Genomic DNA, 11,752 nt, shown 5'->3' with positions numbered 1-11,752 from the left:
GCTTGGCGCCACCGGTGCGGTCGTGATCCGCGACGGGATTTCGGCACCGCGGGCGACGCGCAGGTCGACGTTCTATCGCAACACTGAGGGCTGGCTGCTGGTCCGGTAATTCTTTCTCCCCGCCCGCGCCGGGTCACACTTTGCGGCTTCGCGGTGTCGATGTTCTTAGACACAAGCAATCTTTGGAGGCCGAGGGCGAATGACAACTTCCACCGTCACGTACTGGACGACAACCGGGGTGCTCGCCGTCGAGTGTTTTGTGGGCGGCGTGATGGGCGCCTTGCGACTGGAGCCGTTCAGGGGCGTCGTAACGCATCTGGGGTATCCGCTGTATTTCATGACGATTCTCGGTGTCTGCTATCTCTTGGCCGGCGTCGTTCTGCTGGCACCACGTCTTCCGCGGCTCAAGGAGTGGGCATATGCGGGCCTGATGTTCATCTATACGGGAGCAATCGCGTCCCACATCTGGGTTGGCGACGACGTCAAATCACTGATAGGTCCGCTGATATTGGCTGGGCTGGCCGTGGCCTCGTGGGCGCTGCGCCCCCAAGCCCGCCGCCACTCCGGAAGCAGCTAAGCCGGCCGGGCACTGCTCGCTGGTCGGGTAGTTTCGTGACGTGAACTTGCCCGTGCACCAATCGGTGCGGCCCAGCCCGATTTTTCTGGCGATCGTCGCGGTGACGGTTTTCGGCGGCGTGCTGGCTTGGTTGGACGGCGCCGACCTGGGCGCGCTTGCCTACGCCGGCGTATTCATCTTCGTGATCGCCGGCTGGGTGGTGTCGCTGTGTCTGCACGAGTTCGGTCACGCGCTCACCGCGTGGCGGTTCGGCGATCACGACGTCGCCGTGCGCGGCTATCTGAGCCTGGATCCGCGGCGCTACAGCCATCCGTGGCTCTCTCTGGGTCTGCCGATGTTGTTCATCGCGCTGGGCGGCATCGGCCTGCCCGGCGCCGCGGTCTATCTGCGGACGTCGTTTATGACTGCGGCGCGACGCACCCTGGTGAGCCTGGCCGGGCCGGCGGCCAACCTGCTGCTGGCGGTGCTGCTGCTTGGGCTGACCCGATTGTTTTTCGACCCGATGCACCCGGTGCTGTGGGCCGGGGTGGCGTTCTTGGGGTTCCTCCAGGTCACTGCGGTACTACTGAACCTGTTGCCGATCCCCGGCCTGGACGGGTACAGCGCGCTGGAGCCGCATTTGAGCCCGGAGACCCAGCGCGCGCTGGAACCGGCCAAACAGTTCGGCTGGGTGATTCTGCTGGTGATCCTGATCGCGCCGCTGCTCAACCAATGGTTTTTCGGGATCGTCGATTGGTTCTACGAACTGTCCGGGGTGCCCGGGATGTTGGCGAACGCCGGCATGCAGCTGACTCGGTTCTGGCACGACTGGTTCTGACCAGAGGTTGCGATATATGCGTAAGTACGCATATATTTACCCGCATGGGCGACGGCCATGCACACACCAGCGCCGCCACACCAGTGCCGAAAATGGTTGCTGCAACGGCATTGCTGGGCGGGTTCTTCTTCGTCGAACTGACCACCGCGTTGATGATCGGCTCGATGGCGCTGCTGGCCGACGCGGGTCACATCCTGACCGACGTGGCGGCCACCTTCATGGGGCTGTGCGCGCTGCTGCTGGCCCGTCGCGGCAGCTCGTCGCCGGGCCGCACCTACGGTTGGCACCGAGCCGAGGTGTTTACCGCGGTGACCAACGCCGTCCTGCTGATCGGGGTGGCGACGATCATCCTGCGCGAAGCGATCGATCGAATCGGCCATGCGCCAGAGGTGCCGGGGATGCCGATGATCGTTGTGGCGCTGGCCGGGCTGGCCACTAATACGGCGGTCGCAATGCTGCTGCGGTCGGACTCGGCGCAGAGCCTGGCCGTCAAGGGCGCCTATATGGAAGTCATCGCCGACATGCTCGGCAGCATTGGGGTGCTGATCGCCGGCGTGGTCACGATCACGACGCACTGGCCCTACGCCGACGTGGTGGTCGCGGTCCTGGTCGCGCTGTGGGTGCTGCCGCGGGCATTGTCACTGGCCGGCGGCGCGTTGCGCATCCTGTCCGAGTCGTCGCCCAGCCATATCGACGTCGAGAAGCTGCGTTCGGCGCTGTGCGCCGTCGACGGCGTGACCGACGTACACGACCTGCACGTCTGGACGCTGGTACCCGGCAAGGACATGGTGACCGCGCACCTGGCCAGCTCTGGTGACTCGGTGCGGGTACTCGGCGCGGCCCGCGCGGTCCTTGCCGCGCACGGATTAGGCCACGCCACCATCCAAGTGGAGCCGCCGGGGGCAGACGGTGACTGCGCGGGCGGTTGCTGACCCGGCTCAGCCGAGCCCGAGCGCGACGCGGGCAGCCGGATCGCAGTCGTCGAGCAGATCCAGACACCGCATCTGCTCGTCGGTTTCGCCGATAGCGTCGGCCGCCCGAGCCAGCGCGGCCACGCACCGCAGAAAACCGCGATTGGGCTCATGGGAGTACGGCACCGGTCCGAACCCCTTCCAGCCGTTGCGGCGCAGCTTGTCCAGGCCGCGGTGATAGCCGGTGCGGGCGTACGCGTAGGCGGTGATCGCCTTGTCGTCGTCGAGCGCTTCCTCGGCCAGCGCCGCCCAGGCCACCGAGGCCGACGGGTATGCGGCGGCGACGACGGCCGGGTTCTCGTTGGCCTGCAATTGGGCTTCGGCGTCGGTGTCGGCGGGCAGCAGGATCGGGTCCGGTCCCAGAAGATCACGCATGGGCGTCATGGGGTTATTGTGCCGTGCGACGCCGCCGCGCCAAACGGCGGTCGAGCCGCGAAATTTGATGCGCGCGTTAATAACTGAGATTTTCTAAGCTCCTATTGACCTTCTGTCTAACAAACGCTTATCATTCTCTTGGGTAATCACGTGGGGTGCATCGCACTTAAGCAGAAATCACGTGGGGGTCAATAATTGAGGGCTTCTCACAGTCCTTGCGGGAGGCCCAGCTCTCATCCAAGCGCTGAGCATTGGAGTCTCCCATGAAGCACACGCTTATTCGTCGTAGCGGGGTCGCCTGCCTGGGCGCCGCCGCGGCAGCTCTGGTCGCCGGAGGGCCTGCGGCCCTAGCCGACGACATCGATCAGTATGGTGGCGCGGACGTAAACTCCCTGACCATTTTCAATGGCACCACGTTTGAGACCTTCACCACCACCACGAACTATTTCGAGACGGTCGACGAAACTACAGGCGCCGTAACGCCTCATTTCAGCTTTCCGACACTGGTGGAGACCACCGGTACCCTTCCGGGCGGAGAGCAGGCTTTCGGCAGTACCTTCCTTGACAGCATGAGCCAATTCTTTGGTGATTCCAGTAACTTCCCGACTACGTCATCTAGCTTCTTCGATTTGGTCGACCCGGTCGCCGGTGAGCATTTTGTATTCGACCCCCTGTCGATTAGCGACCTCACGCCGATCCCGATCGTGGACATGGATCCCATCCCGTTCTGAGGTGAACACCTGAACCGAAGCAGACATCGGGCGCTGGGCCACCTTCGCTAAGCTGCATTACGTACTTCGACAGCGAAGAGGACACCAGCGCATATGCCGAATCCCCCAGGGCCTGACCGCGACGAGAAGTCGAATGCGCCGGGGTTCGATCCAGATGCCGTCGATCGGGATGACCCGGCGGAATCCGACCCCGACGACACCGAACAGGTCGCCGGTCCCGACGACGATGCCGTCGAGAACTACCAGGCCGACCCCGCGACCGAGGTGATGGCCAAGGCGGAGCGTGAGCAGAAGGCGCCCAAACAGCACGGTGCACGCGGTGAGCGTCGCTTCACCGCCCCGGGTTTCGACGCCAAGGAGACGGCGGTCATCAACGCCGCCACCGAGCCGGCGACCGAGATCTTCGATACTCGCAATCCGCCGTCTGGACCGACTGAAGCGCAGCCGAGAACGGCGATGCCGCAGTTGATTCCGCCGCGGCTGGGCGCCAAGCTGCGGCCGTCGACCCAGCGCAGCTGGGGCTGGGTGCTGGCACTGATCCTGATCATCCTGGCGCTGGCGGCCATTGCCGTGCTGGGCACCGTGCTGCTGACCCGCCACAACAAAAAGCCGACGGCCTCACAAGAAGACCGGGTCCGCAGCACCATCCAAAGTTTCGACGTCGCAGTCCAGAACGGCGACCTGTCCACATTGCGCGGCATCACCTGCGGCAACATGCGCGACGACTACGTCAACTACGACGAGCGCGAATGGACCGACACCTATCACCGGGTCGCGGCGGCCAAGCAGTATCCGGTGGTCGCCAACATCGACCAGGTGGTCGTCAACGGCAACCACGCCGAAGCCAACGTGACGGCGTTCTTGGCGTACGCGCCGCAGGTTCGCTCCACCCGCAGCTTCGACCTGCAGTACCGCGACGAACAGTGGAAGATCTGCGAGTCCAGTACGGGTTAAGTCAGGCCGAGACAGATTTGCCGGCGCAGTGCAGGTCGTTGCAGGCCTCGATCACCCTCTCGGTCATCCCGGCTTCGGCCTTCTTCAAATAGCTGCGCGGGTCGTAGACCTTCTTGTTGCCCACCTCGCCGTCGACCTTGAGCACGCCGTCGTAGTTGGTGAACATGTGAGCGGCGATAGGGCGGGTGAACGAGTACTGGGTGTCGGTGTCGACGTTCATCTTCACCACGCCGTAGCCCAGGGCCTCCTCGATCTCCGACTTCAGCGAACCCGAACCGCCGTGGAACACGAAGTCGAACGGCTTGGCACCGTCGGGCAGTCCGAGCTTGGCCGACGCCACCTTTTGCCCTTGGGCAAGGATGTCCGGGCGGAGCTTGACGTTGCCGGGCTTGTAGACGCCGTGCACGTTCCCGAACGTCGCGGCGAGCAGGTACTTGCCGTGCTCACCGTGGCCTAGCGCTTCGACGGTCTTCTCGAAGTCATCGGGCGTCGTGTAGAGCTTGTCGTTGATCTCGTGCGCGACGCCGTCTTCCTCGCCGCCAACCACGCCGATCTCGATCTCCAGGACGATCTTGGCGGCGGCGGCCTCCTTGAGCAGCTCCTGGGCGATCACCAGGTTCTCGTCGATCGGCACCGCGGAGCCGTCCCACATGTGCGACTGGAACAGCGGGTTCTTGCCGGCTGCGACGCGTTTCGCCGAGATTGCCAGCAGCGGCCGCACGTAGGCGCCCAGCTTGTCCTTCGGGCAGTGGTCGGTGTGCAGGGCCACATTGATCGGGTACTTGTCGGCGACAGCCCGGGTGAATTTGGCCAGCGCAACCGCGCCGGTGACCATGTCCTTCACCCCTAGCCCCGAGCCGAACTCCGCGCCACCGGTGGAGAACTGGATGATGCCGTCGCTGCCGGCGTCGGCAAACCCCTTTAAAGCGGCGTTGATGGTCTCCGACGACGTGCAGTTGATGGCCGGGAAGGCGTACGAGTTCTCCTTGGCACGCCGCAGCATCTCGGCGTAGACCTCTGGCGTCGCGATGGGCATGAAAACTTCCTTCCTGACGTGTCGCATCAGTATCGCAACATCGGATTCTCGTCGACCGCCCGCCCGCCGGTATCTTGGAACACCGTGACGACCACCGCAGTGGCCATGCCCAACTTGCTCGACCCGATGTACTGGTTGGGCGCCAACGGCGTCTTCGGGCATGCGGTGCTGCCCGGCATCCTGATCATCGTCTTCGTTGAGACCGGTCTGCTGTTCCCGCTGCTGCCTGGTGAGTCGCTGCTGTTCACCGGCGGCTTGCTGGCCGCCAGCGCGCACCCACCGGTCAGCATCGAGGTGTTGGCCAGCTGCGTGGCGGTGGTCGCGGTGCTGGGCGACCAGACCGGGTATTTCATCGGGCGCCGGATCGGCCCGGCGCTGTTCAAGAAGGAAGACTCGCGCTTCTTCAAACAGCACCATGTGACCGAGTCGCACGCGTTCTTCGAGAAATACGGGCCGATGGCCATCATCATGGCGCGGTTCATGCCGTTCATCCGCACCTTCACTCCGGTGGTAGCCGGGGTGTCCTACATGCGCTATCCGGTGTTCCTCGGATTCGACATCGTCGGCGGCGTCGCCTGGGGTGGCGGTGCAACGCTAGCGGGCTACTTCCTGGGCAACAACGAATTCGTGCACCACAACCTGGAAAAGATCATCCTGGCCATCTTGTTCGTGTCGATGATCCCCGCATTCATCGCCTTCGGCCGGGCCTACTTGAACCGCCGGCGCGCACCCAAACAGGACCAAGACCCCCTGCCGGTACCCGAGTAGTAACCAGCACGAACCCGCTAGGCGGGTCGGAAGCCCATCGCCACCCCATTCATGCAATAGCGCAAGCCGGTCGGTTGGGGGCCGTCATTGAAGAGATGGCCGAGGTGACCTCCACAACGTTGGCAGAGCACCTCGGTACGCGTCATACCCGCGCTGTTGTCTGGCTGCTCGAGTACGGCGTTGTCGAGGGCTTTCCAGAAGCTCGGCCAGCCGGTGCCGCTGTCGAACTTCGTCGTTGACGAGAACAGGTCCTGGCCACAGCCGGCACACCCGAAAGTGCCGCGCCGGTGCTCGTCGTTGAGCGGACTGCTGTAAGGCGTCTCGGTGGCCGCCGTGCGAAGCACCGCGTATTGCTGTGGAGTCAGAAGTTGCCGCCACTCCTCGTCGGTGTGGTTGACCTCGAATGTTGCGATCGGACGGTTCGGCGCACCGGTGGCGCGGAAACCGGGCAATGAGCCGCAGCCGACGAGCGCGCCGAGCGCGGCGGTGCCGAGAAGTATGTGCCTTCGGGTCAGCGTCACCGTTCCACGATACGACCGCTTCCTTAGACGGCGACCTTGAAATCGCATCCAGTCTTGGCCCGGACGTCAGCGACGCTCACCCCGGGGTGTAACTCGGTAAGCGTGAGTCCGTGCTCGGGCTCGACGTCGAAGACGCACAGGTCGGTGATGATCATGTCCACCACGCCCTTGCCGGTGATGGGCAGCGTGCATTGCTTAAGGATCTTCGGGCTGCCATCTTTCGCGGTGTGATCCATCACGACGATCACTCGTTTGACGCCGGACACCAAATCCATTGCGCCACCGGGCCCTTTGACCATCTTGCCCGGCACCATCCAGTTGGCCAGGTCACCGTTTTCGGCAACCTCCAAGCCGCCCAGGATGGAAAGGTCGATGTGGCCGCCACGGATCATCGCGAAAGAGTCGGCGCTGCTGAAAAAGCTTGACCCCGGAAGGCTGGTGACGGTCTGCTTGCCGGCGTTGATCAGGTCGGGGTCGACGTCGTCTTCGGACGGGTAGGAGCCGATGCCGAGCAGACCGTTCTCCGACTGCAGCGTCACGCTGATGTCCTCGGGGATGAAGTTGGCCACCAACGTCGGAATGCCGATGCCCAGGTTCACGTAGTAGCCGTCGCGCAGTTCCTGTGCCGCGCGCTGGGCCATCCGCTCGCGAATTGGGCTGTCGTGCTTGAGCGCTGCGCCACCGCTGGTGGTACGGAACTCGATGCGCTTCTCGTAGTTGGTACCCGCGATGATGCGGTCCACATAGATCCCGGGGGTGTGGATCAGGTCGGGGTCCAGCTCGCCGACCTCGACCAGTTCTTCCACCTCGGCCACCGTGACGGCGCCGCAGGTGGCGATCATGGGATTGAAGTTACGCGCCGTCTTGCGGTAGACGAGGTTGCCGGCCGTGTCGCCCTTCCACGCTTTGACCATTGCCACGTCTGCGCGAATGCCTTCTTCCAGAACATATTCGGTGCCGTCGAAGACCCTGGTGTCTTTGCCTTCGGCAAGGTTGGTGCCGTAGCCGGTGCGGGTATAGAAGCCGGGAATGCCTGCCCCGCCGGCCCGTAACTTTTCCGCGAGCGTGCCTTGCGGGGTCAGCGCTAGGTCCAGTTCACCGGCAAGCACCTGACGCTCGAATTCCTTGTTCTCGCCGACGTAGGAGGCAATGACCTTTTTCACCTGCCGCGCCTTGAGCAGCAGGCCCATGCCGAAACCGTCTACGCCAGCGTTGTTTCCGACGATGGTGAGGTCTTTGACGCCGCTGTCCACCAGAGCCTGGATCAGATTTTCCGGAATGCCGCACAGGCCGAATCCACCGGAAGCGATGGTGATGCCATCCTTCAGCAGCCCGTGCAGAGCCGACTCGGCATCGGGGTGGACCTTACTCATTAATCGTCCTCTCGTTGGTGATCACTGCGTGTGCGGCCTCCATCAGCATCCAACCCGACAGCTGTACCGACAGATCGCGCTCCGGTACCTCCGACTGGGTGACCGCACCCTCAACGAAGTCGGCCTGCTGCCCGCCCGACGTCGGCAGATCGGCGGTGCGATCCCAGAACGGACCGAACAGCGGAAGCCCCTGCACCGACTGTCGGTTGTCCCATGCCGACTGCGCCGAGGACAGCACGATTTCGCGGGCGGTTTCACGGGCCGCGGCATCGGCAGCGGATTCGCCCGGCAACGTGGTGGCAACCAAAGCCAGGTAGCGGGCGGTAATCCCGTGGAACAGCCCGCCGTCGCCACCGCCGGCGCCGCGCAGCACCCCGGCCGGCGCCATGTGCTCGTCGATGGCCGCGACCAGGCGATGCACTCGCGCCGCATGCCGCTCATCTTCGGTGCGGGCGGCCAGCTCTGTCTCAAGGCCCAGCACTACGCCCTGGCAGTAGGTGTACTGCGCGCGGACCAGTGAACCCGCCTTGATGCCGTCGAACACCAGGTGTGTGTCGGGGTCGATCAGCGTTTCGTCGATCCAGTCCGCCATCTGCTGGGCCCGTCGTAGCCGGTCACCGTAACGGGCCAGGAAGATTCCCGCTGGACCGTTGGCCGGGGCGTTGAAGAATTGGTCCTGCTTACGCCACGGGATGCCGCCGCCGTCTTCGGGCACCCACGCTTTGACGAATTGGTCGTTCAATTTGTGCAGTGCGCGTTTGCGCTCCACGCCGGCGATCCGGGCGGCCCGCTCCAGCGCCAGCGCCAGCCACGCCATGTCGTCGTAGTAGCTGTTGACCCAGGACCCGTTGTTGCGCAGCCGGTGCGAGCGGATCTGCCGGCGGATCTTGACGCGCCGCTCCGGCTGCGGGTCGCGCAACTCCGCGTCGATCAGGCAGTCCAGCAAGTGCGCCTGCCACCAGTAATGCCAGCCGCCGAACCACCGGTCGCGTCGGGCCGGCGGCCAGGCGACCACGCCGAGCTGGGTGGCGGGCAATGCCCACAGCCGTTTCAGATGCCGCCCGGTGACGGCGGCTTCCGCGCTGACCGCCCGGTTGACCCACACCTGGTCCATGGGAACTGATCCTGCCTTACCAGGCATTCGCGATGTTCCCGTGTTGGTTCATCCAGGCATGCAGCCCGGCCTTTTCTCAGCCGCCAGGTGCGGGCATGAGACCCAATTGCGCCAGGATCCCGGCGAAATCCACCACCGACCAATACTCGATAATTTTCCCGTCCCGAACCCGGTGGATCGCAATCCCTTCCGTCTCAATAGATTTATTTGTCGCTGGAATGCCAAACAGCTCTCCTGCGTGGACCCCGCTGCCCCGGATGTAACTGACGACAAGATCGCCTTCAGCTACCTGCATGACGATCTGGTCTGTGCCCGGCGCTCCGACGCGGAAGATTTCCGCTGACTGCTTCATACCGGCTCGGTCCAGCGTGACGCCCGGGGCCGGAGCGTGATGCGCAACGAAATCTTCGGCAATGTAATTGTCGAGTACGTCCCAGTTGTCGGCCTCATTTGCATCGATAGCCGACAAGTAGCGGTGTATCAGATTCTTGTTTTCCTCGAGCGACACGTGGGCGTCCTTCCCCGACTGACGAGGTATCAGCCGCGGTGACAACCGTGTCACACAAACCAATGGGCGTCTGGCGGTTTACCAGCCGAGACCACGACTACTAAAGGCGCTCCATCGCGCGCGCCATGCTGGCGCGTTCTAAGAATCCGTAGTTCTTCGGGTAGTCGCGGCGCACCGGGCGGTCATGTTGCGGCGACGGCGCAAACGCACGATTCACGGCTGCGAGCAGAACGCGCGTTGCCTCGGCCCACCGGCGCCGGGTCGTCGGCTGCGGCCGCAGAGCCACCGCCGTGCCCAGCACAACCTCCTGCTCGGTGATCAGCACCGGTGCAGGCGATACCAGCTTCTCTTGGGCCTCGTCGTTCTCGACGGCCTGAGTGGAAGTGTTGAGTTCGAGCTTTTGGGTGAGCATTTCAATCCTCCATCGGTGCGATCCGTTACTGGAATCGTCGATCGCCGCCGATCGACCGATGTCAGTGGCGCACTACTGATCTTTTGCAGCGTTGCGACGTGATAGCACTGACCCCAGGAGGCGACGATGGACAGCAGCCAGATGCAACGGCTGGTCGACAGCCACATGCAGGCCGAAAACCAAGGCGATATCGGCGGGGCGGTGGCGGTGTACACCGACGATGTTGAGCACGACGTCGTCGGATTCCCCGATAGCCCGAGCCGCGGTAAGGATGCGGCGCGCAATTTCTACGCCTACCTCACCGCCAACTTCCGCAGCGAGAGCTGGGATATCCTGCGCCAGTATTTTGCCGACGGCGCGATGGTCCTCGAGCAGCTGATGACCGGAACGGTCATCGGATCGTTGCTTGGGCTTCCGGGTAACGGACGACGCATCAGTTTTCGAATGATGCATGTCTTCGAGTTCCGCGACGGCCTGATCAGCCGGGAGAACATCTGGCTGGATACGGCCGCGGTAGTCGATCAGTTGAGCTGACGCGAGCCGTCGTCGCCAGGGCATTCCCGGCGTCGAGGCAGCAGCGCCGCGAGTTCCTCGCGGTTGAGTGTGCCGGTTTTGGCCATCGCCTTATAGATGTGGCTTTCGACGGTGCGAACCGACAACGTCAGCCTTGTCGCGATATCCCGGTTCGATAATCCTTCCCCGATAAGCATGACGATTTCTCGTTCGCGGTCGGTCAGCGGCAATCGTTCGACAGCCTTACGCAGGGCCGGCGTGCGGGCGCCGCCACATTGCTCGGCCAACGCCTCGGCCTTTGCCGAGCATCCCAACGCCGATCCGCGCAACTCGTGGTGCCGGTAGGCGAGGGCTGCGTGCGCCGCCGCATCGACAGCAGCGATGAGATCACCCATATCCTCGAACTCGGCTGATACCGCGGATAGTTCGGCACCATCGCCATCACGCAAGGCTTCAGCGAAGCGGGCTGCGAGACCGGCGCGCGGCCCTTCGACGATCGCTTCGAGCTCCCGCAGTCGTGGCCCGCAAGACCGCTCCCCGAACTGTGTGGCTGTTTGTAGGCACATCACTTCAGGGGCGAATTGACTGTTGTCCCTAGCTGTTTCGGCGGCAGCAAGCGCGATCGCGATAGCTTCACTGACGGCGCCCTGCCCGGCGGCCACCCACGCCTTGGCGATCGCGAACTCGTAGTCGAGGTATCGCCAGCTCGGATGGCGTTGCTTTTCGAGGGTGACGATCCAGGCCGCTGCCTCATCCATCGAGCCGCGCATCGCCAGCGCCGTCGTCAGCGGAATCTGGCATCGATAACCCCACCCATTGGAATTGGGGGACGCGTCGACGGTTTCGATGCATTGGGTCAGCAGGGTAATTGCGGCATGGAGTCGCCCCGAACCAAGCGCCACCCTCCCCACCGCGAGAGAACCAACTTGGAAAGACTGGAATGCCCGGAATTCGATTTGACGTTGTCGGATGGTTTCCGCCGGTCTCTCGGCATCGGCGATTTGGCCAGACAACAAGCGTGCGCCGATGTGGGCGTCGGTGATGATCACGAACGAGCGAATTGGAACGGGGTAACCGGCCTG

15 protein-coding genes and 1 pseudogene are annotated in these 11,752 nt (G+C 63.8%); 8 read left to right on the top strand and 8 right to left on the bottom strand.

Features of this window, described 5'->3' with window-relative positions; genetic code table 11:
* From WB785_RS02770 to WB785_RS02755, 4 genes and pseudogenes are all read left to right on the top strand, one after another.
* Positions 1–109, top strand: a pseudogene (locus WB785_RS02770) (peptidase M50); the annotation flags it as partial.
* A gap of 90 nt (positions 110–199) precedes the next feature.
* Positions 200–577, top strand: coding sequence for a DoxX family protein (locus WB785_RS02765; protein WP_424077167.1), 378 nt, complete (start codon positions 200–202; stop codon positions 575–577).
* 40 nt (positions 578–617) lie between these two features.
* Positions 618–1,394, top strand: a complete 777-nt coding sequence (locus tag WB785_RS02760) for a site-2 protease family protein (RefSeq protein WP_424077166.1) — start codon at positions 618–620, stop codon at positions 1,392–1,394.
* A gap of 44 nt (positions 1,395–1,438) precedes the next feature.
* Positions 1,439–2,326, top strand: a complete 888-nt coding sequence (locus WB785_RS02755; RefSeq protein WP_424077165.1) for a cation diffusion facilitator family transporter — start codon at positions 1,439–1,441, stop codon at positions 2,324–2,326.
* A gap of 6 nt (positions 2,327–2,332) precedes the next feature.
* On the opposite strand, the gene WB785_RS02750 is transcribed toward WB785_RS02755, so the two are convergent.
* Complete coding sequence (locus WB785_RS02750; protein WP_424077164.1) at positions 2,333–2,749, bottom strand: DUF3151 domain-containing protein; 417 nt, start codon at positions 2,747–2,749, stop codon at positions 2,333–2,335.
* Between the two features lie 254 nt (positions 2,750–3,003).
* Here WB785_RS02750 and WB785_RS02745 point away from each other — a divergent pair, with 254 nt between their 5' ends.
* A complete protein-coding gene (locus WB785_RS02745; RefSeq protein ID WP_424077163.1) occupies positions 3,004–3,471 on the top strand; it encodes a hypothetical protein in 468 nt (155 codons plus the stop codon).
* 93 nt (positions 3,472–3,564) lie between these two features.
* Positions 3,565–4,425, top strand: a complete 861-nt coding sequence (locus WB785_RS02740; RefSeq protein WP_424077162.1) for a hypothetical protein — start codon at positions 3,565–3,567, stop codon at positions 4,423–4,425.
* 1 nt (position 4,426) lies between these two features.
* On the opposite strand, the gene fbaA is transcribed toward WB785_RS02740, so the two are convergent.
* Entirely contained in the window at positions 4,427–5,488 is a 1,062-nt protein-coding gene (gene fbaA, locus WB785_RS02735) for a class II fructose-bisphosphate aldolase (protein ID WP_424077161.1), read from the bottom strand.
* Positions 5,489–5,566: 78 nt separating this feature from the next.
* Between fbaA and WB785_RS02730 the strand changes: the two genes are divergently transcribed.
* The gene (locus WB785_RS02730) at positions 5,567–6,229 is read left to right on the top strand and encodes a DedA family protein (RefSeq protein WP_424077168.1); all 663 of its coding nucleotides are present in this window, start codon (positions 5,567–5,569) and stop codon (positions 6,227–6,229) included.
* Between the two features lie 17 nt (positions 6,230–6,246).
* Here the strand turns inward: WB785_RS02730 and msrB are convergent, their stop codons facing one another.
* The 5 genes from msrB to WB785_RS02705 all read right to left on the bottom strand — a co-directional run bounded on the left by msrB (position 6,247) and on the right by WB785_RS02705 (position 10,157).
* Positions 6,247–6,750 (bottom strand): peptide-methionine (R)-S-oxide reductase MsrB, encoded by a 504-nt coding sequence (gene msrB / locus WB785_RS02725; RefSeq protein ID WP_424077160.1) that lies wholly within the window; start codon positions 6,748–6,750, stop codon positions 6,247–6,249.
* Between the two features lie 23 nt (positions 6,751–6,773).
* Positions 6,774–8,123: a 3-oxoacid CoA-transferase gene (locus tag WB785_RS02720; RefSeq protein WP_424077159.1), complete on the bottom strand. Its 1,350-nt coding sequence runs from the start codon at positions 8,121–8,123 to the stop codon at positions 6,774–6,776.
* Complete coding sequence (locus WB785_RS02715; protein WP_424077158.1) at positions 8,116–9,237, bottom strand: glycoside hydrolase family 76 protein; 1,122 nt, start codon at positions 9,235–9,237, stop codon at positions 8,116–8,118. Before WB785_RS02715 ends, WB785_RS02720 begins: the two co-directional genes overlap by 8 nt.
* 76 nt (positions 9,238–9,313) lie before the next feature.
* The gene (locus WB785_RS02710) at positions 9,314–9,745 is read right to left on the bottom strand and encodes an ester cyclase (protein WP_424077157.1); all 432 of its coding nucleotides are present in this window, start codon (positions 9,743–9,745) and stop codon (positions 9,314–9,316) included.
* Between the two features lie 100 nt (positions 9,746–9,845).
* Positions 9,846–10,157: a hypothetical protein gene (locus WB785_RS02705; RefSeq protein WP_424077156.1), complete on the bottom strand. Its 312-nt coding sequence runs from the start codon at positions 10,155–10,157 to the stop codon at positions 9,846–9,848.
* 126 nt (positions 10,158–10,283) lie between these two features.
* On the opposite strand from WB785_RS02705, the gene WB785_RS02700 reads away from it, so the two are divergent.
* Positions 10,284–10,691, top strand: a complete 408-nt coding sequence (locus tag WB785_RS02700; RefSeq protein ID WP_424077155.1) for a nuclear transport factor 2 family protein — start codon at positions 10,284–10,286, stop codon at positions 10,689–10,691.
* Here the strand turns inward: WB785_RS02700 and WB785_RS02695 are convergent.
* On the bottom strand, positions 10,679–11,752 hold a 1,074-nt coding region (locus WB785_RS02695; protein WP_424077154.1), incomplete at its 5' end, for a response regulator transcription factor. The genes WB785_RS02700 and WB785_RS02695 overlap by 13 nt on opposite strands.

The organism is Mycobacterium sp. (assembly GCF_049585075.1).
In the GTDB taxonomy this organism is placed as follows: domain Bacteria; phylum Actinomycetota; class Actinomycetes; order Mycobacteriales; family Mycobacteriaceae; genus Mycobacterium.
This window is presented reverse-complemented; position numbering and strand designations above follow the sequence as displayed.